We start from the raw sequence: 24,330 nt of genomic DNA, 5'->3' as shown, positions 1-24,330 counted from the left end.
CTCAAGGCTCGACAAAGTACCCCTTGTCGCCTTACATCACTGATATGAAGGAACTTTTACGCAGCAACGACATCACGATTATCGCCTTTGCCACCGCCCTTCTTCGGGGGGAGGATATAGACTGCTTCGAGCAGGACGTAAACATGAGCGTGCTCGAAGGCGGGATCGGAATTTTTCCGCGTCGCTTGATGGTGCGCGAGGATGACTGGGACGCGGCATCCCAAGTGCTGCGGGACAACGACATCCCCTCGGGCACGTGAGCAGTAGCGCTGAAACCAACCTGACCTATGACGCTTTTCTAGGTGGGAAGTTGCACCTCTGGCAGCCGCGTCAGGGCTACCGCGCGGGCGTTGATCCGGTTCTGTTGGCTGCAAGTGTTCCTGCACAACCGGGACAACGGGTGCTGGAGCTTGGCTGCGGTGTTGGGGCGGCGATCCTTTGTCTGGATGCGCGGGTCGGCGGGTTACACCTGACTGGTGTTGAAGTGCAGCCGGAGCTTGCGGCCCTTGCCGCGCGCAACGGCGGCGACGCGCTGGAAGTAGTGACCGCAGATTTAAGCGACTTGCCCGTTGATTTACGTCAGCAACAGTTTGACCATGTGCTAGCAAACCCCCCTTATTTTGATCGGGCTGCTTCAATCCGGTCTGCCGATCCGGCGCGTGAAGCCGCACATGGCGAAGCTACGCCGCTGGCAAAATGGGTGCGCGTCGCGGGAAAGCGGCTGGCGCCAAAGGGGCAGGCCCATTTTATTCATCGCGTTGAACGTCTGCCTGACATTTTGACTGCGATGCCTGCCGATCTGGGATCAGTCGAGGTTCTACCCATCGCCCCGCGAATAGGGCGCATGACCGAGTTGGTAATCGTGCGGGCGCGCAAAAATGGCCGCGCGGCGTTTCGTTTGCATCCTGCGTTAATCATGCACGAGGGCGCCACCCACGAGCGGGACGGGATCAGCTATGTCGCTGCGGTCCGTGCGGTGCTTCGTGACGGCGCTGCGCTGGGATTTTGAGCCGCGTTAGGCATTTTTTCACCAAGTGCGCCGATTTGCTGCAGGGCGGCGTGACTTGCGCAAATGAGTATGCTCAACTGAGGATCTACATATCATCAAGGAGAAATCTATGGCTCTCAACGGACATCTGGAGACTCTTAAGCGCAAACATATGGCGATGAGCGAAGCGGTCGAAAGCGCACAACGTTCACCCAGCACTGATGATCTGGAAGTTGCCTCCCTCAAGAAGAAGAAATTACGTCTGAAAGAGGAGATTACCCGCCTCTCGAATTGATGGGGTAGAGGTCCTGAAAAAGGCGAAACCGCGAACTACTAAGCGGTTTTGCCATGCTTTCTGTCTCACGGATACCGTTGGCTTTCAAAAGACCCACTCTGGCTTCTCGGAGAATGAACAGCCTGCGCGAGTTGCAATAGCGGACGCTCAGGTGATCATGATTGTGGCTCTCGGCACCCGAATGCCTGCGCCGCGCTGATCAGGTTTCATATCTCGTAAGGCGCGAGTGTCGGATCGGGCCACAGGTGACGCAGAGAATTGATAGGCTATAAAACAGAAAGGCCGGATCGTTGTGATCCGGCCTTTTTCGTTTTCAGAAGGCGTTAGGTCTAGACGAAAAATTGTGCGCCGTTGGCCGAGATCGTTGAGCCGTTGATGAAGCCCGCATCATCCGCGACAAGAAATTTCACAGCGCGGGCGATCTCTTCGGGCTCACCAAGGCGGCCAGCGGGGATTTGCGCAATGATGCTTTCACGAACTTTTTCAGGCACGGCCATGACCATATCGGTACCGATATACCCCGGGCAGATCGCATTGGCGGTGATGCCTGCGCGTGCGCCTTCTTGCGCCAGAGACTTGACGATGCCCAGATCGCCCGCTTTTGTCGCGGCATAGTTCACCTGAGCGAACTGGCCCTTCTGGCCGTTGATCGAGGAAATGACGACGATGCGGCCAAATTTTCGCTCGCGCATACCAGGCCAGATCGGGTGCACTGTGTTGAAGACGCCTGTGAGGTTCGTGTCGATAACCTCGTTCCACTGTTGCGGAGTCATTTTGTGGAAGGGCGCATCGCGGGTGATGCCTGCGTTGGCGACAATTACCTCAATCGGACCAAGTTCGCTTTCGACCTTTTCGATTCCAGCTTTGGAGTCGTCATAATCGGCGACGTTCCATTTGTATGTTTTGATGCCGGTTTCCTTGGAAAAGGCCGCGGCGGCTTCGTCGTTGCCGGCGTAAGTCGCAGCAACAGTATAACCTGCCTCTTTTAATTCTTTTGAAATGGCAGCCCCGATCCCTCGGCTGCCTCCGGTGACTAGTGCAATTCGCGACATTTTAATCCTCCCCTTAGGTAATGTTATTGCCCTGTATGTGCTGGACGCGCAATTTAATTGCGCGCCCAGATAGCATTAGGGGCGCTCGAGGCACATGGCAACACCCATACCGCCGCCGATACACAACGTCGCGAGACCTTTTTTGGCACCACGGCGCTGCATTTCGAACAGCAGAGTGTTAAGGATACGCGCTCCGGAGGCGCCGATAGGGTGGCCGATCGCAATGGCGCCGCCATTTACGTTCACAACAGCCGGATCCCAGCCCATTTCCTTGTTCACGGCACAGGCCTGCGCGGCGAAGGCTTCATTGGCTTCGACCAGATCGAGATCTTCCGGCTTCCAACCTGCTTTTTCCAGCGCTTTGCGGGATGCATAGATTGGTCCGACGCCCATGATCGACGGGTCCAGACCAGCTGTCGCGTAGCTGGCGATGCGGGCCAGCGGGGTGATGCCGCGCTTTTCGGCTTCATCCGCGCTCATCAGCAGGGCGCCGGCGGCACCGTCATTCAAGCCACTCGCGTTGGCCGCGGTGACCGAACCGTCTTTGGCAAAAGCGGGGCGCAGTTTTTGCATCGCTTCCATCGTTGCGCCGTGGCGGATGTATTCGTCGGCATCGACGATGGTATCGCCTTTGCGGCCTTTGACGGTATAGGCAAGGATCTCATCGCTGAATTTACCGGCCTTCTGGGCGGCTTCGGCTTTGTTCTGGCTGGCAACGGCGAATTCGTCCTGCTGATCACGGCTGATCTGCCATTTTTCGGCAACATTCTCGGCGGTCTGGCCCATGTGATAGCCGTGGAAAGCATCCCAAAGGCCGTCTTTGATCATCGTGTCGATGAACTGCAGATCGCCCATTTTCTGACCCGCGCGCAGGTTCTGCGCATGGGGGCTCATCGTCATGTTTTCTTGACCGCCTGCGGCGACGATGCTGGCATCGCCAAGCTGGATGTGTTGCGCGGCTAGTGCCACGGCACGCAATCCGGAACCGCAGACCTGATTGATTGACCAAGCGGCACTTTCCTTGGGCAGGCCGGCGTTAATATGGGCCTGACGGGCGGGGTTTTGACCCTGTGCGGCTGTCAGAACCTGACCGAGGATGGTTTCGCTCACCTCGGAGGGGTCAATGCCTGCACGGGCGACGATTTCTTTCAAAACAGCGGCCCCAAGATCATGGGCTGGGGTGTTAGCAAATGATCCACCAAAGCTGCCTACAGCAGTGCGGGCGGCGGATGCGATGACGACGTTAGTCATGTAATGAAATTCCTCTACCTGATTGGGCGAGGAAAAACTTCCGTCAAGATACCGTTGTGGTACATAGCGACTCCCCCCGCCTTCCTGAGAGAGTAATACCGCATGTGCTGCATTGCGGCAACTCGTCCTGTGCGCGAGCGGGGATAGCCAATGAATTTGTATGCGGTGCGGTCGCGGGGTTCGCAGTTCTTCTAGGTGGTTTCACGGCTCCAATGCGGGCGGGTTGTGGGGGCGGCGAAGAGGTGCCCTTGCAAGCAATCAACACCCATTTTCACCAAAACCTCGGCATCGGCCGCATTTTCGACGCTCTCGGCGACGGTCACCATGTCAAAGTGCCGCGCGATAGAGACCAGCGCGGCGGTAAGCACACGGTTGTCAGGCGTTTCGGCAATGCCCCTGATGAATTCCCCGTCAATTTTAATCATGTCAAAATCGAAATCCTTGAAATAGCGCAGCGCAGTTTGGCCCGCGCCGAAGTCGTCCATCGCGAAACATACTCCGTGACGTTGAAGGTCGGCCATGAAGGGGGCGACCAATTCGGGGACGGTCATGGCTGAACGCTCGGTAATTTCTAGAATCAACCGCTCACCGATTGTTGCATCAAGGTTGAGCGCCCGCCTTAAGGTCCGGCTCCACGGTTGATACCCGATGGAGCGCGCCGACATGTTGATCGAGAGGCGCAGGCCTCTGTTTTCACGCAGAGTCTGCAAACCCATCCGCAGCGCCAGCACGTCAATTTCGCGGCCTGTTTCAGTATCTTCGACCACGTCAATGAAGTCACTGGCCGGTATCACCCGTCCGGTTACATCCAGAATGCGGATCAGCCCTTCGTAGAAGCCAACGCGGCTCACATCGGCGCGCATAACCGGCTGATAGGCGAGCAGCGTCTGCTGGTGGGCAATCGCCTCGCGCACCATTGCCAGAGTGGTTTTATCGCGCTGAGATACTGCAAAGCTGATCGGATCTTCGCTGCCGGGGGGGACGTCGGCTAATGCGCGTTTTCTTTGGGTAACGACCACGATAGAGTCCTCTCCGGTTCCAACGCGATATTGGCCGTCAATCGATAATGACCTCTTAATGGTCAAATTTAGTATAATTGCGATGCAATAGGGGGCGGCAATGTCAGATCAACCACAGCGGTGCGGCTGGCCGGGCGACGATCCGATCTATGTCGCATATCATGACACCGAGTGGGGCGTGCCGGAATATGACAGCCGGGCGCTATGGGAAAAGCTGATTCTTGACGGGTTTCAGGCCGGGTTAAGCTGGATCACGATCCTCAAGCGGCGCGAGAATTTTCGCGCGGCGTTTGAGGGGTTTGATCCGCAGACCATCGCAGGCTGGGGGGAGGCCGATGTTCAGCGTCTGCTGGGCGATGCGGGCATCATCCGGCATCGCGGCAAGATCGAGGCCGCGATCACCAATGCGCAGGCCTGGATCGAGGTCGAGGCCAAAGGCGGGTTTGACCAGTTCATGTGGCGTTATGTGGACGGTGCGCCGCTGCAAAACCGCTTTGCCACGCAGGCCGATGTGCCGCCGAAAACCGCGCTTTCTGAACAGGTATCCAAGGATCTGCGCAAGGCGGGCTTCAAATTCTGTGGACCGACAATTACCTATGCGTGGATGGAGGCTTGCGGGTTGGTCAACGACCACATCCTGACCTGCCACCGCCATGCAGATTGCGCCGCGATGGCGCGAACGATGGGGTGAACCGGATAAACCCGCGCATCGCCCATTGACTCCGACCCCGCGGGACGTATAAGCGCCCCTTCATTGGTGTTGGTGGCCCTCGCAAGGGGATGCCTGTCGGGGGAGACCCCCAGAGGACAACGCCCTTCATTGTTCCCGAGTGGAACCCGAACCGAAGGAGAACAGCCGTGACAAAACGCACGTCTGCCAAGCACAAACTAGACCGTCGCATGGGCGAAAACATCTGGGGCCGTCCTAAATCCCCAGTAAACCGTCGTGAATATGGCCCCGGCCAGCACGGTCAGCGCCGGAAGGCAAAGATTTCCGATTTCGGTATCCAGCTGCGCGCCAAGCAGAAGCTCAAGGGCTACTACGGCGACCTGACCGAAAAGCAGTTCCGCCGCATCTACGGCGAAGCCGAGCGTGTTAAAGGCGATACAGGTGAAAACCTGATTGGTCTGCTCGAGCGTCGTCTGGACGCCGTTGTGTACCGCGCCAAGTTCGTGGCGACCGTTTTCGCCGCACGCCAGTTCGTGAACCACGGCCACGTCCGTGTTAACGGCAAAAAGGTTAACATTCCTTCCTATCGCGTTAAAGAAGGCGACGTGATCGAAGTCCGTGACCGTTCCAAGCAGATGGCAGCGATCCTTGAGGCCACTCAATTGGCCGAGCGCGATGTGCCTGACTACATCGATGCGGACCACTCCAAACTGACAGCGACTTTCGTGCGCACGCCTGCACTGGGCGACGTACCTTACCCTGTCATGATGGAACCGAACCTCGTTGTCGAATTCTACGCCAAAAACTAAGGTTTTTGAGCGCTACATTTGGAAAGGCCGCGCCGCAGGGTGCGGCCTTTTTCGTTTTCAGGGTCAGCGATGTTGATCTAGACTGGGTAAACCCGTTTTAGACCCCGAGCCGATACCACGCAGGAGCACGACTATGGACATGCCTTTCAGAACCACGCGGATGCTGAACTTTGGCGATTGCGATATCTCGGGCACGGCGTATTTTCCGTCCTACCTCAACATCCTTAATGGCGTGAATGAGGAGTTCTGGCTCAAGCTCGGATTTCCATGGCATGAGATGATCTGGAATGAACGTTGGGGCACGCCGACCGTGCATCTGACTTGCGATTTTTCCAGCCCGTCGTTCTTTGGGGAAGAGTTAACCTTCGAGATGACGATTCTGAAGATCGGGCGGTCCTCGGTCACGGTCCATCATGACATCAGCTTTGAGGGCCAAAAGCGCTGGTCCAGCACGCAGGTTCTGGCGGCGTCCGATCTGGATAAACACTGCTCGATCCCATGGCCGGAAAAGGTCAGGGCGGCCTTGCTGGCCTGCATGCCTCCGCAGGCTGCGGCGTAATTGCGAGCAGGGGCCGTTTGGCGCGGGGGTAACAGCCGACGCGCGCGAAACTGCGCGTGGCCGGATACGCGCGATTTGTCGGTGGTACAGGGCGTTTTGCGCCGCTAAAAGGGGGCAGCGTCCTGGGGAGCCCAACACAAATGACCGAGATTACGCCACAGCCTGGCATTATGAATATCGCGCTTTATCAAGGCGGTGCCAGTCATGTGGCGGGCGTTGATAACGTGGTGAAACTGTCGTCCAACGAGAACCCTTTGGGGGCCAGCGATGCGGCGCGCGATGCAGTCGCACAAGCCGCCCGCGAGATGCATCTTTATCCTTCGACCGATCATGCCGCCCTGCGCGAGGCGATCGGTGATGTCTGGAACGTCGATCCCGAGCGGGTGATTTGCGGCGCAGGCTCGGGTGAAATCCTCAAGCTGTTGGCTGATGCCTATGCCGGTCCGGGCGATGAGGTGGTGTTCACAGAACACGGGTTTTCGATGTATCCGATCTATGCCCATGCCTGCGGTGCGACCCCTGTGGTGGTGCCCGAGCGCGAGCGGGTGGTGGATGTTGACGCGATCCTGCGGGCCTGCACCGACCGCACGCGCGTGGTATATCTGGCCAACCCGGCCAACCCGACAGGCACGATGATCGGCATGGCGGAAATCGCCCGCTTGGCAGATCGCATGCCCAAAGGCGCGCTGCTGGCGCTCGACGGGGCCTATGCCGAGTTTGTCGATGGCTATGACGCGGGGGCAGCCCTAGTGGAAAGCCGCGAAAATGTGGTGATGACACGGACCTTCTCCAAGATTTATGGGCTGGGCGGTTTGCGGGTCGGCTGGGGTTACGGCCCCAAGCCGATTATTGATGTGCTGAACCGCATTCGCGGGCCGTTCAACCTGTCGCGCCCCGCACTGGCAGGGGCAATCGCGGCCGTGCGCGACACTGCCTATACTGAACATTGCCGCAGCGAAAACGCCCGCTGGCGCACATGGATGGCCGATGCTCTGGCCGAGATGGGTGTGCCCTCGGATGTGTCCTGCGCCAATTTCGTGCTGGCCCGCTTTGCCTCGCAGGATGAGGCCGAAGCTTGTGACGCCTATCTGCAAACCCAAGGGCTGATCGTGCGCCGTGTGGCGGGGTATAACCTGCCGCAATGTCTGCGTATTACAGTGGGGGACGAGCGCGGTTGCCGCCGTGTCGTCCATGCAGTGCGCCAGTTTAAAAACGGGAGCGCGGATGGCACAGGTATATGAACGCGTCGCCTTGATCGGCTTGGGGCTCATTGCCTCGTCAATGTTCTGGGCGATGAAACGTAGCGGGCTGGCGGGCGAGATTACCGGCTACGCGCGCTCCGCCGAGACCCGCGACACGGCGCGGGAAATCGGACTGTGTGATCGGGTCTGTGATACGATGGCCGAGGCGGTCGAGGGGGCGGATCTGGTGGTGCTCTGCGTGCCTGTCGGGGTGATGGGCGCTGTCGCGGCGGAGCTCGCACCTGCGTTGAAAACGGGATGCACTCTGACGGACGTAGGCTCGGTTAAGGCTGATGTGATTGCGCAGGTCAGCCCGCATCTGCCTGAAGGGGTGCACTTCATTCCCGGTCACCCGCTGGCGGGGACCGAACATTCCGGCCCACGTTCTGGCTTTGCCGAGCTTTTTGACAATCGTTGGTGCCTGCTGGTCCCTGTTGAGGGCACCGCGCCCGAGGCCGTCGCGCAGTTGCGCAGCCTGTGGGAAGGCATGGGCGCCAATGTCGAAGAGATGGACGCCGAGCACCATGATCTGGTGCTTGCGGTGACGTCACATACGCCGCACCTGATTGCCTATACGATGGTCGGGGTCGCCGATGATCTGCGGCGTGTAACGGATAGCGAAGTGGTGAAATACTCCGCTGCTGGTTTCCGCGACTTTACCCGCATCGCCGCCTCGGACCCGACCATGTGGCGCGACGTTTTCCTGAGCAACAAGGACGCGACGCTGGAAATTTTGGGTCGCTTCACCGAGGAACTCTTTGCCCTGCAACGCGCAATCCGGCGCGGGGACGGCGACCATCTGCATGCCTATTTCACCCGCACCCGTGCCATCCGGCGCGGCATTATCGAGGCCGGACAGGACACTGCCGCGCCGGACTTTGGCAGGAGCGCGAAAAAATGAAACGTCTGTTGCTCATTCCCTTGCTGATCACCTCGCAATGCACATGGGCGCAGACGCCTGAATCCTCGCTGCGCCCGATGGAGCGCAGCGGCGGCACTGGCGTTCAATCCGTTCAGGTTGCCCCGTCAGGCGCGATCAGCCAGCCTGCACGAGACATCGGCGACGATGAAGTGCGCGAACGTGGCGGATTGTTCAAATCGCTGCGGCCGCTATTCCGCTCGGGCAAGGACGAGAAGGTCGGGCGGGCCGAACGCAAGCTCCGTGCAAAGGGGGCGGTTTGCGGTGATCTGTCCATTCAAGGGGAAACGGTTGGCGCGGTTGACGGGCGCATTGATGCCTGCGGTATCGAGAATGCTGTGCGGGTACGGTCAGTCTCGGGGATTGCGCTCAGCCAGTCGGCTTTGATGGATTGTACTACCGCCAGTGCTTTGAAAAAGTGGGTCGAAGGGTCGGCCAAGCCTGCGTTGTCAAAGACCGGTGGCGGGCTGAAGGGCCTGCGCGTCGCGGCGCATTACATCTGCCGGACCCGCAATAACCAAGCAGGCGGCAAGGTATCCGAGCATGGCAAAGGACGCGCCATCGATATTTCGGGCTTCCAGCTTGCCAATGGATCGGAGATCAGCGTTTTGCAGGGGTGGAGCGCGGGCGGTACCAGCAAGGTGATGCGTCGGATGCATGGGGGTGCCTGCGGGCCGTTCGGCACAGTGCTCGGACCCGATGCCGACCGCTACCACCAAGACCACTTTCACTTTGATACCGCCCGCTACCGCGCGGGAACTTACTGCCAGTAAACCCTGCGAGCGGTCCTGTGCGGTTTTGTCAGCGCAGGATCAGTTTTGGCGCCGGCCCCAGCGGGATCGGGCCTACGGCCATTTGCCCTGCCTTGAAATCGAGCTTTAGATTCAAATTATCGGCGTCTCCGCCCATGTTTGAAAGCGCACGGAGAACCGATTCAAATTGCGTCCTGCGGGCGGGCGGGAACGCGCCTGTCGCCTGAACGAAATCCAGCATCTGCAGCCAGTTTTGCACTACCAGCGTTACGGAACCATCCGGAACGCCCGCTTCGTCGACTATGACATCGCCCGCAGCAGAGAGGCCCACCGGCCCCCATGTCGCCAGCGCCTGCCGGATTTCGATCCGGCGCGGTTGGGGATAGTTGCGTTCAAGCGCGCGGCGATCCCAAGCGCGATCGAAACTGACAGCGACATCGGCGGTCAAGTCATCCAGCACCACGGGGAAATCTTCGGGCACGCCCAACACCGCGCGGGTCAACGGGCCGGGAACGATATTCGCGGCGTTAACCTCAAGACTGTACGCATTCTTGGTGGCAGGCTCCTGCACTGCGGCCAGACGCATTTGATCCGCCGAAGCGATCACACCGTCGGGGGTTTCGAGCGAAACGGCACCGCTGGTCGCGCTCAAAGCCTGCACTTCCAACGCCTGTCCCGGTTTCAGGCGCAAATCGATCTGGCCTTCGGTCAGATGCGCGGTCGCACGACCGGCTGGGCCGATAATTTCGATGGGCGTGTCCGGCAGGGCCAGCGTCAAATAGCCCGGCCACCACGCAGGTGCACTGGCGGTCAGGCGGTCAAGCTCGATCGCAAAGCCATGGGCAGGATCGCTGAGGGTCAGGTCGCTGATCTGGGTTTGCAGGCGTAAGGGAAATCCCGAATGATCGACCTGTGTTATGGTGGCGTCCCAGCCTGCGCTGCGCCGGTCCTGCAACAAGACGTTCACGGCCCGCTCGGCCCCTGTCGTTGCGGCCCACCACCACACGCCCCAGACGATTGCAAGAAGCACACCAAGCCAGATCAACATACGCATCCTCGAAAACCCTTTAACTCAAACGCAAGATGCGGTTTATCCAAGGTCTGAGGGAAGGACCAGATGTTATGGCGATGTGGGTTTTCGGATATGGCAGCTTGTTGTGGAATCCGGGGTTTGAAGTGGCCGAGCGGGTGATTGGCACCTTGCCGGGATACGCGCGGTCGTTCTGCATGCGCTCGATTCATCATCGCGGCACCGAAGACGTCCCGGGATTGGTGCTGGCGCTGGACGAGGATGTCGGTTCCGCCTGCGAGGGCATCGCTTTGCGGGTCGCGGAGGGCCATGAGGATGCAACGCTTGAATATTTGCGCGAGCGCGAGTTGATTTCTTCGGCCTATGTCGAGAAAAACCTGCAAATCCGCCTGACCGACGGCCGCGATGTGGTGGCGGTGACCTATGTGATTGACGAAGCGCATGAGCAATATTGCGGCGGACTGCCTCTCGAAGAGCAGGCTCATATCATCGCACGTGCGGTTGGCGGGCGCGGGCCGAATACGGAATATCTGTACAACACGGCCACCCATCTCAGCGAGGTCGGCCTGCACGATCCGGCACTGGAATGGCTGCACGACCGTGTGAAAGCGATTGCACCATAAAATCTTGGCATCTGTGGTGCGTTTCAGTGTAAGCTGCGGCGAGAGCAGACAAAAGGGTCAGGAGCAAGGCCGCATGGCGCAGCCAGACCAAGAGCAGAAACTACAATTCAGCCAGCCGGTGCGTCAGATTACCCTGATGTTGATCGTGCTGGCGCTGACGGCTGTGGGCGCATTTATTGCGCTGCCTTCGGTATTTCCGATCTTCGTCGCGAACCCCTATCTGAACGGGGTGATCATCTTTGTCTTCGTGCTGGGTGTCCTGGCATGTTTCTATCAGGTTTATCAGCTGATCGGGTCGGTCCGCTGGATCGAGAATTTCGCCTCCGCAGCGCCCGAGGCAGACACGGCGCCGCCCCAGCTTCTAGCACCGCTCGCCTCATTGCTGCGCAGCCGTGGCGCACGGATGCAGGTGAGCGCCACTTCGACACGGTCGATCCTTGATTCGGTTGCCAGCCGCATCGACGAAGCTCGCGAAATCACCCGATATATCGTCAACATGCTGATTTTCCTCGGCCTTTTGGGGACGTTCTATGGGCTCGCGACGACAGTCCCCGCTGTTGTCGACACGATCCGCAGCCTCGCCCCGATGGAGGGGGATGACGGCGTTGATGTCTTTGGCCGCTTGATGACCGGGCTGGAGGCGCAATTGGGCGGCATGGGCGTGGCCTTTGGCTCGTCGCTGTTGGGCTTGGCTGGGTCACTGGTCGTGGGCCTGTTGGAGCTTTTTGCGGGCCACGGGCAGAATCGTTTTTATCAGGAGCTTGAGGACTGGCTCAGCTCGATCACCCGCATCGGGTTCAGCACAGGCGAGGAAGGCAGCGGCGAGCAGCATGTGATGGCGGGTATGGTCGATCACATGGCCGAGCAAATGGAAACGCTGCAGCAGATATTCGTCCAGTCCGATGTTAGTCGCGCGGTGGTGGATGAAAAACTTGGCAAGCTTGCCGATGCCGTAGACCGGATGACCAACCGCATGCAAGGTTCGGAAACCACCGTGCACGCGCTGGACCGGATGACTGCGGGGCAGGAACGGATGATCGCGGGCCAAGAGCGGCTGGTCAATTTCCTTGAGGCGCAGGAGCACGGCGAAGGCATGGACGCTGAAAGCCGGATGCGGCTGCGCTCTATCGACGTGCAAATGCTGCGAATCCTCGAAGAGATTTCTGCAGGCCGTCAGGAAACGATGGCAGAGCTGCGCAAGGATATCTCGCTGCTGGCCAAGGCTGTCTCGGGTGGCCGCCAAGCGCCAGACTACCGTCGTCGTCCGGCTGACGGGACCGGCAACGGGGAAAGCTGACCATGGCTTTGTCGCGACGCTCGGGCACCCGCTTTCAAAGTTCGATCTGGCCGGGTTTTGTGGACGCCATGACGGGTCTGTTGCTGGTGCTGATGTTCGTGCTGACAATCTTTATGGTTGTGCAGTTCGTCCTGACCGAGCGGATCAGCGGCCAAGAAAACGAACTTGATTCTCTGGCCGGGGAAGTTGCCGCGCTGGCGCAGGCGTTGGGTCTGGAGGAGCGCACCTCGGCGCAGCTTGAGGCGCGGTTGGGGGCATTGAATGCCTCGCTTAACCAAGCCCGCGACACCGCCGAAACACAAGCGGCACTGATCTCGTCCCTGACCTCAGAGCGCGACAGACAAGCCGCAGCGCTGGCGGGGGCGCAAACGCAGATTACCAGTTTCGAGGCGCAAGTGGCTGCTTTGCTGAACGAGCGCGACACAGCGCTGGGGCAGGTCGAGAACTTGGAAGCCCGCACCTCCGAGATGCTTAGCGAACAGGAAGCGCTTGATCTGGCGCTTGCCGCCGCACGCTCCGAAATGGATGCGCAGGCTGAAGCCGCCCGCCTTGCCGCCGCACAACGCGAGGCGCTGGACGCAATGATCGAAGACTTGCGCGCGGAAAAGGCCGCGACCGAAGGGCAGGTCGCCGAACTCACAACCCAGCTTGATACCTCGACAGAGCAGCTTGACGCCGCCGAAACCGCGCGTCTGGTTGAAGCCGCCGCGGCTGAAGCCTTGCGCGCAAGGCTGCAGAACGCTGATGCCGAACTGACGGCAATGACGCTGGCATTGGAGGCGCAGCGCAAGTCGGCCGAGGACACGCTGACCCTTCTGGCAGCAGCCAGGTCGGTGCGCGGCGATCTGGATGCGCAGCTTGCCGAGGCGCTTTTGAAACTCGGCTCTGCCGAACAAAGCGCCCAATCCAACGCCGGGGCACAGACTGAAGTCTTGCGCCTGCGTGAAGAAGTTTCCGACCTCAAGGCGCAGCTCGCGCAGACGGACCAAACCGCGCAATCTACCCAGGCTGAATTAGACGCCACAGAAGTGGCCCGCGCGGACTTGCAGCAGCAGCTTGATGCCGCCCGCGCTGGCCTGACAGCGGACCGCGAGCAACTGCGTGCGCAATTGGCCGAAGCATTGGCCGCGAAACTCGCCGCACAGACGCTGGCGGAAGACACCACCACTGCGGCGGATAAAAAGGCCGCTCTGCTTGCTGCCGCGCAACAACAGTTGTCGACGGAAAAAGCAATCTCAGCCGAGGCGCAGCGCCAAACCGAACTGTTGAACCAACAGGTATCAGCCCTGCGTGCGCAGTTGAGCGAGTTGCAAGGGTTGCTTGATTTAGCTGCGGCCAACGATGCCTCGAAGAACATCGAGCTTCAGTCGCTTGGTTCAGACCTGAACACCGCCCTAGCCCGTGTTGCGGCCGAACAACGCCGCCGCGCCGAGTTGGAAGCCGCCGAGCGCAAGCGCCTCGAAGCGCAAACCCGCGATCTTGAGCAGTATCGTTCGGAGTTTTTCGGGCGGTTGCGCGATATTCTGGGCAGTCAGGACGGCGTGCGGATCGAGGGCGACCGTTTTGTATTTTCCTCCGAAGTGCTGTTCCCGCCGGGCGGCGCGGTGCTGTCGCCGGATGGCAAAGGCGAGATCGCAAAAGTGGCGGATATCCTGCGCACCATCTCTGGCGAAATTCCTCCAGAGATTGATTGGATTATCCGCGTCGATGGCCATACCGACAATCTGCCGCTATCCGGCACCGGCGAATTTGACGATAACTGGGAACTGTCACAGGCGCGTGCCCTGTCGGTCGTGAAGTATATGATTAACTTCCTCGGTATCGCGCCAGACCGGCTCGCGGCGAACGGGTTTGGTCAGTATCAACCTATCGCCCCTGGTAATGACGAACAGTCACGGGCGCAAAACCGGCGCATCGAGTTGAAATTTACCGAAAGGTAAAGGGTACTGGTGGCTTATTCGAGCAATTTCGTTGTGATGCGCTGATCGACTTTTTCCTTGCCCCGCATCATTGTAGCGGTCCCGGTATACGTGCCGGCTGGCCAAGGTGTCGACGCGCGGCGTTTGCCGATGGCGCGAAACGCCTGTGCTTGGGTTCTCTCCAGCCTGATCGCATCGGAAATGACCACGCCCTGAGGGCCCGTGATCGACAGCAGCATCACATCATCCTGACGTGTGCCGAAGGTATAGCCGAAGATCACCAGCGCAGGGGAGGTCGTGGACAGCGCCTCAGTCGCCCCGTTGCCGGACCGGATGGTGGCTAAATCGGGCACGTGGTCGGCAAACCCGACCTCCAGCAAGCCACCGGCGCGGTAGGGCGGGGGGGCTGCCCATAGGGTCGATAATGGCGGTGCAGAACATTCAGCCGCGCCCTCGGGATCAAAGGGATCGATGACCGCCCCGTCACGGCGGACCGAGAGGTGGACATGGGCAAATTCGGCTTGGCCGGATTGCCCAACCATTCCCAGCGGATCGCCTGCGACAACTTTCTGACCTTTATTGGCGACGATAGAGCCCTGGCGCATGTGACAATATTGAGTTTCCCAGCCGTCGCCGTGGTCGATAACCACGCCGTTGCCGCACTCGCGGCCTTCGAGGTCAGCAGGGTCCGACCCGGATACGCCGGTGTCTGGCATGCCATCACGGATGCCCGTTACCGTACCGCCCGCGGCTGCGAGCACGCGGACACCTGCCTGCATCTGGATGGGGGAGCCCAAGGCGAAATCAGTGCCTTTATGGCCGTCATAGCTCAGCGGGGCGCAGCGATAGTCTTTTGCGCGTTCCGATGGGTCTCGGTCTACATATTGCTGGATATAGCAGTCCCGCGTTAGATCGCAGTCGATGGGGGAACTGAGAGAAAGCTCCTGCGCCGAGGCGATGCCGGCGCAGGAGAATGTCAGGGCAGCAATGCCCTGACGAATTTTCATTCAGCTGTCAGCAAGGGCGGCTTGTTGCCCGACAGACGCTTGTTTTCGATGCCGAGTACATCGATGGAAAGCGCGTCTTTTTTGACGCCAACCTTCACCACGCCACCCTTCGCCAATTTGCCAAACAGCAGCTCTTCGGCGAGGGGTTTCTTGATGTACTCTTGGATTACGCGTCCCAGAGGGCGCGCGCCCATTTTGTCATCATAGCCCTTTTCAGCCAGCCATGCGGCGGCCTGCTTGCTGAGCTCGATGGTGACGTTACGGTCCATCAGCTGTGCTTCGAGTTGCAGTACAAACTTCTCGACGACCTGCAAGATCACCTCTTTCGGCAGCGGTGCAAAGCTGATTACCGCATCCAGACGGTTGCGGAATTCGGGCGTGAATGTCCGCTCGATCGCGGCGGTATCCTCGCCCGTCCGGCGGTCACGGCCAAAGCCGATGGCCTCTTTCGCCTGCTCCGCCGCACCCGCGTTGGAGGTCATGATCAGCACCACATTGCGGAAATCAACCGTCCGGCCGTTGTGGTCGGTCAGCTTGCCGTGGTCCATCACCTGCAACAAGATATTGTAGACGTCCGGATGGGCTTTCTCCATCTCGTCGAGCAGCAACACGCAGTGCGGATGCTGGTCGACGCCGTCGGTCAACATGCCACCCTGATCAAAGCCGACATAGCCCGGAGGCGCACCGATCAGACGCGAAACGGCGTGTTTCTCCATGTATTCGGACATATCGAAACGCAGCAGTTCCACACCCAGCGTATCCGCCAGCTGCTTGGCAACCTCGGTTTTACCCACACCTGTCGGCCCTGCGAACAGGTAGTTGCCGATGGGCTTTTCAGGCTCGCGCAGACCGGCACGGGCCAGTTTGATCGCCGAGGAAAGCGCCTCGATTGCCTTGTCCTGTCCGAAAACCACGCGCTTGAGCGAGATTTCGAGATCCTTTAGCACCACAACATCGTCTTTCGAGACATTCTTGGCCGGAATGCGGGCAATCTTGGCCACGACGGCTTCGACCTCTTTGGTGCCGATAGTCTTGCGCCGCTTTGAGGCGGCAAGAAGGTGCTGGGCCGCGCCTGCCTCGTCGATCACGTCAATCGCAGAGTCGGGCAGTTTGCGATCGTTGATATAGCGGTGCGCCAGCTCGACTGAGGTTTTGATGGCATCAGCGGTATATTTAACGTCGTGGTGATCTTCAAAGTAGGGCTTGAGACCCTTGAGAATTTTCACCGCATCTTCGACAGAGGGCTCGTTCACGTCGATCTTCTGGAAACGACGCGCCAAAGCACGATCCTTTTCAAAGTGCTGCCGGAACTCCTTGTAGGTGGTGGAGCCCATGGTGCGCAGTTTGCCGCCCTGCAAAGCAGGCTTTAACAAGTTGGAGGCATCCATCGCACCGCCGGAGGTGGCACCCGCACCGATCACGGTATGGATTTCATCAATGAACAGCACCGCATCCTTATGCGCTTCCAGTTCGGTCACAACAGCCTTCAGGCGTTCCTCAAAATCACCGCGGTAACGTGTGCCCGCCAGCAAGGCGCCCATGTCGAGCGAATAGATGGTGGTTTTAGAAAGCACTTCGGGCGTTTCGCCAGCGACGATCTTGCGCGCCAAGCCTTCGGCGATGGCGGTTTTACCGACACCGGGGTCCCCCACCAAAAGCGGGTTATTCTTACGGCGGCGGCACAGCACCTGAATGCAGCGCTCGACTTCGGCCTCGCGCCCGATCAACGGGTCGATGTCGCCTTCGCGTGACTTGGCGTTCAGGTCCACGCAGTATTTGGCCAGCGCGGATTCTTTCTTTTCGCCTTCGGTGACGCCTTGGGCCTCTTCTTCGGCTTCGGGCGCGCCGGCAACAGGGCGCGGATCGCCGTAGGCGGGGTCTTTTGCAACGCCGTGGGCGATGTAGTTTACCGCGTCATACCGGGTCATGTCCTGCTCTTGCAGGAAGTAGGCCGCGTTGGATTCGCGTTCGGCAAAGATGGCGACCAGCACATTGGCGCCGGTCACTTCGGTGCGGCCCGATGACTGCACATGGATCGCAGCGCGCTGGATCACGCGCTGGAATGCTGCCGTCGGCACTGCTTCGGATCCGTCCACGTCGGTGACGAGATTGCTCAGGTCCTCGTCGACGAATTCAACAAGCGTATCGCGCAGGTCCGACAGATCGACCGAGCAGGCTTTCATGACCTGCACCGCGTCGGGCTCGTCGATAAGAGCCAGCAGCAAATGCTCCAGCGTTGCGAATTCGTGCCGGCGGGCGTTGGCCAGCGCAAGGGCTGCGTGGATCGCCTGCTCAAGAGTTGTCGAGAATGAAGGCACAGCCGTGCTCCTTTTCATTCGGGGTCGGTAAGGCACTGAAGAATATCAAGGGCCCAGTCCGACCATGGCCTCATAGTATTAGAGTTTGGTTGATCATGGCCCATCTTCAAGGGATTTCTTTGCTGGAGCGCTCACATTTGCTGTGATCGCGCCATTTTGACCATGATTCCCGCAGATTGTTAGCAGGCAGACGTTTAGAAACTGTCTTTGCGTTTGCGAATCTCGGCAAAAACATCGCTGTCGCTTGCGGTGGGCATCCCCAATGTAGCGCGGATGCCGGGATCGGCGGGGCGCAAAAAGGGATTGGTTTCGAGTTCGGTCGAGAGTTGGCTGGGCACCGTGGGCTGCCCTTTGGCGCGGGCGGCTTTGATGTCCTTGGCCCTAGAAATAAGTGCTGTGTTGTCGGGATCAACCGTTAGCGCAAAATTTGCATTGCTCTGGGTATATTCATGGCCCGAGCACAGCGTGGTATCAGCGGGCAGGGCGATCAGCTTTTGCAGGCTCTCCCACATTTGTGCCGGCGTGCCTTCAAACAGGCGGCCACATCCCAGCGCCATCAGGCTGTCGGCGGTGAAGGCGGTTTTGGCGGCCGGAACGTAGAATGCCAGATGCCCGACTGTATGGCCCGAGACATCCAGCACTTGCACCTCCATCGCGCCGAGCGTGATGGTATTGCCCTCTTCGACCTTGCGGTCGAGCGGCGGCAGGCGGTGTTCATCGGCCTTGCCGCCGATCACATTGGCTTGATGGGTTTCCAGCACTTCGGCCAGGCCCTGCACGTGATCGGGGTGGTGATGGGTCAGCCAGATCTGGCTGAGTTCCCAGCCGCGTGTTTTCAGTTCCGCAAGGATCGGGGCAGCTTCGGGCACATCAATCAGCGCGACTTTGCCGCTGTCATGATCCCGCAGCAGATAAGCGTAATTATCGGCCAGACAGGGAATGGTCACGAGGTCGAAAAGCATGGTGTTTCACCGGTCATTATTGCTAGGATCACCCCTAGAGTGGCGCAATGGGGGACAAGCTGCAATGCATCTCGACGTGCAGGACCTGCGCAACTTTTATTACCGGTCCGCTTTGGGGCGTGCGGCGCAGAAATCGCTGCGCGACCGGATGCTGGAGCTTTGGCCCGAGGCCAAGGGCCAAACGGTGGTCGGCTTTGGCTTTGCCGCGCCATTGTTGCGGCCCTATCTGGCGGAGGCGCGGCGGGTGGTTACCTTGATGCCTGGGCCGCAAGGCGTGATGCCTTGGCCCGCGGGCATGCCCAATACTTCGGTTCTGACCGAAGAGACCTTGTGGCCCATCGAGACTGGCCACGTAGACAAGCTGGTGCTGCTGCACGGGCTGGAGACCTCCGAGCGGGCGGGCGAATTGCTGGAAGAATGTTGGCGGGTCTTGGGGCCGGGCGGGCGGGCGTTGTTTATTGTGCCCAACCGTGCGGGACTTTGGGCGCGGCGCGACCGCACGCCCTTTGGCTACGGGCGGCCCTATTCCCCGGGGCAGCTGGAGACCCAGCTTAGAAAGCATCAGTTTTTACCCGAGCGGCATATGGGCGCGCTTTATCAGGTGCCCTCGCAAAAACGGGTCTGGATGAAGTCGACCGGATTGTTTGACCGGATCGGACGCTATGTGCCGACGATGATGGCAGGCGGGGCGTTCATGGTCGAGGCAACTAAGCTGGTGTATCCGCCCAAGGGCAAGGTGCAAAAATCGCCCGCGCGGCGGGCCATCGGGGTGTTGGAAGGCATGGCGGAGCCGAGTGCCAAACCGGTCTAGGTGGCAGGGACTTGGCTGCGGTCGAATGAGTTTATCTTGCCAAATGAAGCTCGGACCGTGTGATTTTTTTAACGAGGCGCGAGACTTTTTTTGACGGGTACGCGGGGCGAGGGAATCGACCGGGCATGACTATGGCAGTCGGCGCGCGGTCAAGCGGGGCAAACTGCCGCACCTTTTGCTTCGGGGCAGTAAATAAACGCTTTGGGCATGCGCATCCTCACTATACTGTGTTGCGGGACGGGAACCTGTCTGCTACATCGCCCCTGATTTAGACGTCTTGATCCTTTTTTCAAGCCGCGCCAACACACCGGTGACGCGACTTCTTGCGATTCTCCGGCCCTGACTGAACGAGAGGATGGACGTGTCCGAAACCGCTTCGATCTCAACCGGCATTGCCCAGCGTTATGCAACGGCCGTTTTCGACATTGCCCGCGAGGCTGGCAGTGTCTCAGCCATCGAGGGTGATCTTGATGCGCTGCAAGGCGCGCTCGGCAACGACGATTTCCGCGCTTTGATCGCTTCGCCGATCTATACGCGTGATGAACAGACTGGTGCCATTGCGGCGCTGGCCAAGAAAATGAACCTCTCTCCCACCATGACCAACACGGTAGCGCTGATGGCGCAGAAACGCCGTTTGTTCGTGTTGCCGCAACTGGTCCGCACCCTGCGCGAGACGATTGCAGCGGATAAGGGCGAGATCACGGCGGATGTTACCTCTGCCAAGGCGCTGACAAAGGCGCAATCGGACAAGCTGGCCAAGTCGCTCAAAGCGTCAACCGGCAAAGACGTCACTCTTAATGCGACCGTTGATGAAACACTCATCGGCGGTCTTGTTGTCAAAGTGGGCTCCAAGATGATCGACACCTCGATCCGCTCGAAGCTCAATTCCCTCCAGAATATCATGAAAGAGGTCGGATAAATGGGTATCCAAGCTGCAGAAATTTCTGCGATCCTGAAGGACCAGATCAAGAATTTCGGCCAAGAAGCCGAAGTGGCCGAAGTTGGCCGCGTGCTTTCCGTCGGTGACGGTATTGCGCGTGTTTACGGTCTGGACAACGTTCAGGCCGGTGAAATGGTCGAATTCCCCGGTGGTATTCAGGGTATGGCCCTGAACCTCGAATCCGACAACGTCGGTGTTGTGATCTTCGGGTCCGACCGCGACATCAAAGAAGGCGATACCGTAAAGCGCACCAACTCCATCGTGGACGTGCCAATCGGTGATGAACTTCTGGGTCGTGTTGTAGACGGTCTTGGTAACCCCATCGACGGCAAAGGCCCGATTGGCGCGACCAAGCGCGGCATCGCCGACGTTAAAGCACCCGGCATTATCCCACGGAAATCGGTTCACGAGCCGATGGCGACTGGCCTGAAATCTGTTGACGCGATGATCCCGATTGGCCGTGGCCAGCGCGAATTGATCATTGGCGACCGTCAGACCGGTAAAACAGCTGTCGCGCTCGACGCGATGCTGAACCAGGCGCAGATCAACGCGGCTGCGGGCGATGACGAGAGCAAAAAGATGTACTGTGTGTACGTCGCGATCGGTCAGAAACGCTCCACCGTGGCACAGCTTGTGAAAAAGCTCGAAGAAACCGGTGCGATTGACTATTCCATCGTTGTGGCCGCGACTGCGTCCGAGCCTGCGCCTATGCAGTTCCTCGCACCTTATTCCGCAACCGCGATGGCCGAGCACTTCCGCGACAATGGCCGCCACGCTCTGATCATCTATGATGACCTTTCCAAGCAGGCCGTGTCCTACCGTCAGATGTCGCTGCTGCTGCGCCGCCCACCCGGCCGTGAAGCCTATCCCGGCGACGTGTTCTATCTTCACTCTCGCTTGCTCGAGCGTTCGGCCAAGCTGGGCGATGCGGCTGGTAACGGCTCGTTGACCGCTCTGCCGATCATCGAAACCCAAGGTGGCGACGTTTCTGCGTTTATTCCGACAAACGTGATTTCGATCACCGATGGTCAGATATTCCTTGAAACCGAACTGTTCTATCAGGGCATCCGTCCTGCTGTGAACACGGGTCTGTCGGTTTCGCGGGTTGGTTCTTCGGCCCAGACCAAAGCGATGTCTTCGGTCGCGGGTCCGGTCAAGCTGTCGCTGGCCCAGTACCGCGAAATGGCTGCCTTCGCGCAGTTTGGGTCCGACCTTGATGCCGCCACCCAGCAGTTGCTGGCCCGTGGTGCGCGTCTGACCGAACTGATGAAACAGCCGCAGTATTCGCCTTTGTCGAACGCTGAGATCGTCTGCGTCATCTTCGCCGGTACGCAAGGCTACCTCGATAAAGTGGACGTCAAACAGGTGGGTCGTTTCGAGGCCGGTCTGCTGGCACATCTGCGCGGCAAACATGCCGACCTGCTCAAAGACATCACCAACAACGACCGTAAGGTGAAAGACGAGCTGGAAGAGAAAATCAGAGCCGCAATCGACGGTTTTGCCAAAGACTTCGCGTAAGGAGAGATAGAGGCCAATGCCAAATCTCAAGGACCTTAAAAACAGGATCGCGTCGGTCAAATCGACCCGCAAGATCACCAAGGCCATGCAGATGGTGGCCGCGGCGAAACTGCGCCGCGCACAGGAGGCGGCGGAAGCGTCGCGTCCTTACGCGGAGCGGTTCAATGCGGTCATGGCGGGGCTTTCTGCCTCCGTCGGTGGATCTGATTCCGCCCCGAAACTGCTGTCCGGCACCGGCAGCGAGCAGGTTCACCTGCTCGTCGTCATGACATCGGAGCGTGGACTTTGCGGGGGTTTCAACTCCAACATCGTCAAGCTGGCCAAAGTTCAGGCGCGCAAGCTTTTGGCCGAAGGCAAGGACGTCAAAATCCTTTCCGTCGGTAAAAAAGGCCGCGACCAGCTGAAGCGTGATTTCGGCAAGCATCTGATCGGCCACGTCGATCTGAGCGAAGTGAAGCGCGTGGGCTATGTGGATGCGCAGCGGATTGCCAAGGACGTTCTAGCCCGCTTTGACGCTGGTGAATTTGACGTGGCGACGATTTTCTTCGCTGAATTCGTCAACGTGGTCAGCCAGATCCCGACGGCACAACAGATCATCCCCGCCAAGTTCGAAGGCGATCAGGACGCGGCCACTGGTGCCACGACCCTGTTCGACTACGAGCCCAGCGAGGAAGCCATTCTGGCCGATCTGCTGCCACGCGGTGTTGCAACGGCAATCTTCTCGGCCTTGTTGGAGAATGGTGCGTCGGAACAGGGCGCGCGGATGTCCGCAATGGACAACGCGACCCGAAATGCGGGTGAGATGGTTGAAAACCTGACCATCCAGTACAACCGCTCGCGTCAGGCCGTCATCACCAACGAGCTGATCGAAATCATTTCCGGCGCGGAAGCGCTGTAGAACAATCACGGAGTAACGACATGGCAAATGCAGTCGGCAAAATCACCCAGGTCATCGGCGCGGTCGTTGACGTTCAGTTCGAGGATGCGCTGCCGCAGATCCTCAACGCCCTGACGACAGACAACCAAGGCAAGAAGCTGGTCCTCGAAGTGGCCCAGCACCTTGGCGAGAACACCGTTCGTACCATTGCGATGGATGCGACCGAAGGTCTTGTCCGTGGTCAGAAAGTAGAAGACACCGGCGACCAGATCCGCGTGCCCGTCGGCACCGCGACACTGGGTCGTATCATGAACGTCACCGGTGATCCGGTTGACGAAAAAGGTGCGGTTAACACTACTGAAACCCGTGCGATCCACGGTCAGGCTCCAAGCTTCTCGGAGCAGTCCACTGCGACCGAGATTCTGGTGACAGGCATCAAGGTTATCGACCTGATGGCGCCTTACACGAAGGGCGGCAAAATTGGCCTCTTCGGCGGTGCCGGCGTTGGTAAAACCGTTCTGATCATGGAATTGATCAACAACATCGCCAAAGTTCACTCCGGTCTTTCGGTGTTCGCAGGCGTGGGTGAGCGGACCCGTGAAGGGAACGATCTTTACCACGAGATGATCGAATCCGGTGTTATCGTCCCTGACGATCTGGAAAAATCGAAGATCGCGCTGGTCTACGGCCAGATGAACGAGCCTCCAGGTGCGCGTATGCGTGTTGCCCTGTCCGGTCTGACACTGGCCGAACAGTTCCGCGACGAATCCGGCAGCGACGTTCTGTTCTTTGTCGACAACATCTTCCGCTTTACGCAGGCGGGTTCCGAAGTTTCGGCTCTGCTTGGCCGTATTCCATCTGCTGTGGGCTACCAGCCAACACTCGCAACCGACATGGGCGCGATGCAGGAACGGATTGCTTCGACCAAAGCCGGTTCGATCACATCCGTTCAGGCCGTATACGTTCCTGCGGATGACTTGACCGACCCTGCACCAGCAACCTCCTTTGCGCACCTCGATGCGACAACGGTTCTGGACCGCTCGATCTCGGAAAAAGGCATCTATCCTGCGGTTGACCCGCTGGGTTCGACGTCACGTTTGATGGACCCGTCGATTGTGGGCGAAGAGCACTACAACGTTGCCCGCGACGTGCAGGGTGTGCTTCAGCGCTACAAATCGCTGCAGGACATCATCGCGATCCTCGGGATGGACGAATTGAGCGAAGACGATAAGCTGGCTGTGGCCCGTGCGCGCAAAATCGAGCGTTTCCTGAGCCAACCTTTCGACGTGGCAAAGGTCTTCACAGGGTCGGACGGCAAGCAGGTTCCTCTCGAAGAAACCATCGCGTCGTTCAAAGCTGTGGTTGCCGGTGAGTACGATCACCTGCCCGAAGGTGCCTTCTATATGGTTGGCGGCATCGAAGAAGTGAAAGCGAAAGCCGAGAAAATGGCGGCAGACGCCGCGTAAGGAGCGC

The 24,330-nt window shown here is 59.2% G+C and carries 24 protein-coding genes; 17 read left to right on the top strand and 7 right to left on the bottom strand.

Going from position 1 to position 24,330, the window contains the following annotated elements; genetic code table 11:
- The first annotated feature begins 44 nt into the window (after positions 1–44).
- From BM174_RS01360 to BM174_RS01350, 3 genes are all read left to right on the top strand, one after another.
- Entirely contained in the window at positions 45–260 is a 216-nt protein-coding gene (locus BM174_RS01360; RefSeq protein WP_093922023.1) for a putative signal transducing protein, read from the top strand.
- Positions 257–1,009 carry a tRNA1(Val) (adenine(37)-N6)-methyltransferase gene (locus BM174_RS01355; RefSeq protein WP_093922022.1) on the top strand — a complete coding sequence of 251 codons (753 nt, stop codon included), beginning with the start codon at positions 257–259 and terminating at the stop codon, positions 1,007–1,009. Before BM174_RS01360 ends, BM174_RS01355 begins: the two co-directional genes overlap by 4 nt.
- A gap of 109 nt (positions 1,010–1,118) precedes the next feature.
- Positions 1,119–1,283, top strand: a complete 165-nt coding sequence (locus BM174_RS01350) for a YdcH family protein (RefSeq protein ID WP_093922021.1) — start codon at positions 1,119–1,121, stop codon at positions 1,281–1,283.
- 329 nt (positions 1,284–1,612) lie between these two features.
- Here the strand turns inward: BM174_RS01350 and phbB are convergent, their stop codons facing one another.
- From phbB to BM174_RS01335, 3 genes are all read right to left on the bottom strand, one after another.
- The gene (gene phbB, locus BM174_RS01345) at positions 1,613–2,335 is read right to left on the bottom strand and encodes an acetoacetyl-CoA reductase (protein WP_093922020.1); all 723 of its coding nucleotides are present in this window, start codon (positions 2,333–2,335) and stop codon (positions 1,613–1,615) included.
- A gap of 75 nt (positions 2,336–2,410) precedes the next feature.
- Positions 2,411–3,586: an acetyl-CoA C-acetyltransferase gene (locus tag BM174_RS01340; protein ID WP_093922019.1), complete on the bottom strand. Its 1,176-nt coding sequence runs from the start codon at positions 3,584–3,586 to the stop codon at positions 2,411–2,413.
- Positions 3,587–3,777: 191 nt separating this feature from the next.
- Positions 3,778–4,605 (bottom strand): EAL domain-containing protein, encoded by an 828-nt coding sequence (locus tag BM174_RS01335; RefSeq protein WP_245766229.1) that lies wholly within the window; start codon positions 4,603–4,605, stop codon positions 3,778–3,780.
- Between the two features lie 100 nt (positions 4,606–4,705).
- On the opposite strand from BM174_RS01335, the gene BM174_RS01330 reads away from it, so the two are divergent.
- The 6 genes from BM174_RS01330 (at position 4,706) to BM174_RS01305 (ending at position 9,576) form a co-directional block, all read left to right on the top strand.
- A complete protein-coding gene (locus BM174_RS01330) occupies positions 4,706–5,296 on the top strand; it encodes a DNA-3-methyladenine glycosylase I (RefSeq protein ID WP_093922018.1) in 591 nt (196 codons plus the stop codon).
- A gap of 167 nt (positions 5,297–5,463) precedes the next feature.
- On the top strand, positions 5,464–6,084 hold the full coding sequence (gene rpsD, locus BM174_RS01325) for a 30S ribosomal protein S4 (protein ID WP_093922017.1): 621 nt from the start codon (positions 5,464–5,466) through the stop codon (positions 6,082–6,084).
- Between the two features lie 133 nt (positions 6,085–6,217).
- Positions 6,218–6,643 (top strand): acyl-CoA thioesterase, encoded by a 426-nt coding sequence (locus BM174_RS01320; RefSeq protein ID WP_177209384.1) that lies wholly within the window; start codon positions 6,218–6,220, stop codon positions 6,641–6,643.
- Between the two features lie 140 nt (positions 6,644–6,783).
- Positions 6,784–7,884: a histidinol-phosphate transaminase gene (gene hisC, locus BM174_RS01315; RefSeq protein WP_093922016.1), complete on the top strand. Its 1,101-nt coding sequence runs from the start codon at positions 6,784–6,786 to the stop codon at positions 7,882–7,884.
- Positions 7,868–8,785, top strand: coding sequence for a prephenate/arogenate dehydrogenase family protein (locus tag BM174_RS01310; RefSeq protein ID WP_093922015.1), 918 nt, complete (start codon positions 7,868–7,870; stop codon positions 8,783–8,785). The genes hisC and BM174_RS01310 overlap by 17 nt, the downstream gene beginning before the upstream one ends.
- Entirely contained in the window at positions 8,782–9,576 is a 795-nt protein-coding gene (locus tag BM174_RS01305; RefSeq protein WP_093922014.1) for an extensin-like domain-containing protein, read from the top strand. The genes BM174_RS01310 and BM174_RS01305 overlap by 4 nt, the downstream gene beginning before the upstream one ends.
- Positions 9,577–9,604: 28 nt before the next feature.
- On the opposite strand, the gene BM174_RS01300 is transcribed toward BM174_RS01305, so the two are convergent.
- The gene (locus BM174_RS01300; RefSeq protein WP_093922013.1) at positions 9,605–10,609 is read right to left on the bottom strand and encodes a DUF2125 domain-containing protein; all 1,005 of its coding nucleotides are present in this window, start codon (positions 10,607–10,609) and stop codon (positions 9,605–9,607) included.
- Positions 10,610–10,677: 68 nt separating this feature from the next.
- Between BM174_RS01300 and BM174_RS01295 the strand changes: the two genes are divergently transcribed.
- The 3 genes from BM174_RS01295 to BM174_RS01285 all read left to right on the top strand — a co-directional run bounded on the left by BM174_RS01295 (position 10,678) and on the right by BM174_RS01285 (position 14,445).
- Positions 10,678–11,208, top strand: a complete 531-nt coding sequence (locus BM174_RS01295; protein ID WP_093922012.1) for a gamma-glutamylcyclotransferase — start codon at positions 10,678–10,680, stop codon at positions 11,206–11,208.
- Between the two features lie 73 nt (positions 11,209–11,281).
- The gene (locus tag BM174_RS01290) at positions 11,282–12,505 is read left to right on the top strand and encodes a biopolymer transporter ExbB (protein ID WP_093922011.1); all 1,224 of its coding nucleotides are present in this window, start codon (positions 11,282–11,284) and stop codon (positions 12,503–12,505) included.
- A 2-nt stretch (positions 12,506–12,507) separates the two neighbouring features.
- Complete coding sequence (locus tag BM174_RS01285) at positions 12,508–14,445, top strand: peptidoglycan -binding protein (RefSeq protein WP_093922010.1); 1,938 nt, start codon at positions 12,508–12,510, stop codon at positions 14,443–14,445.
- A 14-nt stretch (positions 14,446–14,459) separates the two neighbouring features.
- Here the strand turns inward: BM174_RS01285 and BM174_RS01280 are convergent, their stop codons facing one another.
- The 3 genes from BM174_RS01280 to gloB all read right to left on the bottom strand — a co-directional run bounded on the left by BM174_RS01280 (position 14,460) and on the right by gloB (position 18,711).
- Positions 14,460–15,431: a M23 family metallopeptidase gene (locus tag BM174_RS01280; RefSeq protein WP_093922009.1), complete on the bottom strand. Its 972-nt coding sequence runs from the start codon at positions 15,429–15,431 to the stop codon at positions 14,460–14,462.
- The gene (gene clpA / locus BM174_RS01275) at positions 15,428–17,749 is read right to left on the bottom strand and encodes an ATP-dependent Clp protease ATP-binding subunit ClpA (RefSeq protein ID WP_093922008.1); all 2,322 of its coding nucleotides are present in this window, start codon (positions 17,747–17,749) and stop codon (positions 15,428–15,430) included. The genes BM174_RS01280 and clpA overlap by 4 nt, the downstream gene beginning before the upstream one ends.
- A 194-nt stretch (positions 17,750–17,943) precedes the next feature.
- Complete coding sequence (gloB, locus tag BM174_RS01270) at positions 17,944–18,711, bottom strand: hydroxyacylglutathione hydrolase (protein ID WP_093922007.1); 768 nt, start codon at positions 18,709–18,711, stop codon at positions 17,944–17,946.
- 64 nt (positions 18,712–18,775) lie between these two features.
- Here gloB and BM174_RS01265 point away from each other — a divergent pair, with 64 nt between their 5' ends.
- The 5 genes from BM174_RS01265 to atpD all read left to right on the top strand — a co-directional run bounded on the left by BM174_RS01265 (position 18,776) and on the right by atpD (position 24,323).
- Positions 18,776–19,522 carry a class I SAM-dependent methyltransferase gene (locus BM174_RS01265; protein ID WP_093922006.1) on the top strand — a complete coding sequence of 249 codons (747 nt, stop codon included), beginning with the start codon at positions 18,776–18,778 and terminating at the stop codon, positions 19,520–19,522.
- Between the two features lie 361 nt (positions 19,523–19,883).
- Positions 19,884–20,441 (top strand): F0F1 ATP synthase subunit delta, encoded by a 558-nt coding sequence (locus tag BM174_RS01260; protein WP_093922240.1) that lies wholly within the window; start codon positions 19,884–19,886, stop codon positions 20,439–20,441.
- Positions 20,442–21,980, top strand: coding sequence for a F0F1 ATP synthase subunit alpha (gene atpA / locus BM174_RS01255; RefSeq protein ID WP_093922005.1), 1,539 nt, complete (start codon positions 20,442–20,444; stop codon positions 21,978–21,980).
- Between the two features lie 16 nt (positions 21,981–21,996).
- Positions 21,997–22,878, top strand: a complete 882-nt coding sequence (locus BM174_RS01250; protein ID WP_093922004.1) for a F0F1 ATP synthase subunit gamma — start codon at positions 21,997–21,999, stop codon at positions 22,876–22,878.
- A 20-nt stretch (positions 22,879–22,898) separates the two neighbouring features.
- Positions 22,899–24,323, top strand: coding sequence for a F0F1 ATP synthase subunit beta (gene atpD / locus BM174_RS01245; RefSeq protein ID WP_093922003.1), 1,425 nt, complete (start codon positions 22,899–22,901; stop codon positions 24,321–24,323).
- Positions 24,324–24,330: the final 7 nt, after the last annotated feature.

The sequence above is a fragment of the Sulfitobacter brevis genome (genome assembly GCF_900112755.1).
In the GTDB taxonomy this organism is placed as follows: Bacteria; Pseudomonadota; Alphaproteobacteria; order Rhodobacterales; family Rhodobacteraceae; genus Sulfitobacter; species Sulfitobacter brevis.
The sequence above is the reverse complement of the archived record's forward strand: the minus strand, read 5'-3'. Positions and strand labels throughout refer to the sequence as shown.

Coding starts and splice junctions, on each gene's coding strand:
- BM174_RS01360 (WP_093922023.1), top strand. CDS start 45: ATGAAGGAACTTTTACGCAGCAACGACATCACGATTATCGCCTTTGCC.
- BM174_RS01350 (WP_093922021.1), top strand. CDS start 1,119: ATGGCTCTCAACGGACATCTGGAGACTCTTAAGCGCAAACATATGGCG.
- phbB (WP_093922020.1), bottom strand. CDS start 2,335: ATGTCGCGAATTGCACTAGTCACCGGAGGCAGCCGAGGGATCGGGGCT.
- BM174_RS01340 (WP_093922019.1), bottom strand. CDS start 3,586: ATGACTAACGTCGTCATCGCATCCGCCGCCCGCACTGCTGTAGGCAGC.
- BM174_RS01330 (WP_093922018.1), top strand. CDS start 4,706: ATGTCAGATCAACCACAGCGGTGCGGCTGGCCGGGCGACGATCCGATC.
- BM174_RS01320 (WP_177209384.1), top strand. CDS start 6,218: ATGGACATGCCTTTCAGAACCACGCGGATGCTGAACTTTGGCGATTGC.
- hisC (WP_093922016.1), top strand. CDS start 6,784: ATGACCGAGATTACGCCACAGCCTGGCATTATGAATATCGCGCTTTAT.
- BM174_RS01310 (WP_093922015.1), top strand. CDS start 7,868: ATGGCACAGGTATATGAACGCGTCGCCTTGATCGGCTTGGGGCTCATT.
- BM174_RS01305 (WP_093922014.1), top strand. CDS start 8,782: ATGAAACGTCTGTTGCTCATTCCCTTGCTGATCACCTCGCAATGCACA.
- BM174_RS01300 (WP_093922013.1), bottom strand. CDS start 10,609: ATGCGTATGTTGATCTGGCTTGGTGTGCTTCTTGCAATCGTCTGGGGC.
- BM174_RS01295 (WP_093922012.1), top strand. CDS start 10,678: ATGGCGATGTGGGTTTTCGGATATGGCAGCTTGTTGTGGAATCCGGGG.
- BM174_RS01290 (WP_093922011.1), top strand. CDS start 11,282: ATGGCGCAGCCAGACCAAGAGCAGAAACTACAATTCAGCCAGCCGGTG.
- BM174_RS01285 (WP_093922010.1), top strand. CDS start 12,508: ATGGCTTTGTCGCGACGCTCGGGCACCCGCTTTCAAAGTTCGATCTGG.
- BM174_RS01280 (WP_093922009.1), bottom strand. CDS start 15,431: ATGAAAATTCGTCAGGGCATTGCTGCCCTGACATTCTCCTGCGCCGGC.
- gloB (WP_093922007.1), bottom strand. CDS start 18,711: ATGCTTTTCGACCTCGTGACCATTCCCTGTCTGGCCGATAATTACGCT.
- BM174_RS01265 (WP_093922006.1), top strand. CDS start 18,776: ATGCATCTCGACGTGCAGGACCTGCGCAACTTTTATTACCGGTCCGCT.
- atpA (WP_093922005.1), top strand. CDS start 20,442: ATGGGTATCCAAGCTGCAGAAATTTCTGCGATCCTGAAGGACCAGATC.
- BM174_RS01250 (WP_093922004.1), top strand. CDS start 21,997: ATGCCAAATCTCAAGGACCTTAAAAACAGGATCGCGTCGGTCAAATCG.
- atpD (WP_093922003.1), top strand. CDS start 22,899: ATGGCAAATGCAGTCGGCAAAATCACCCAGGTCATCGGCGCGGTCGTT.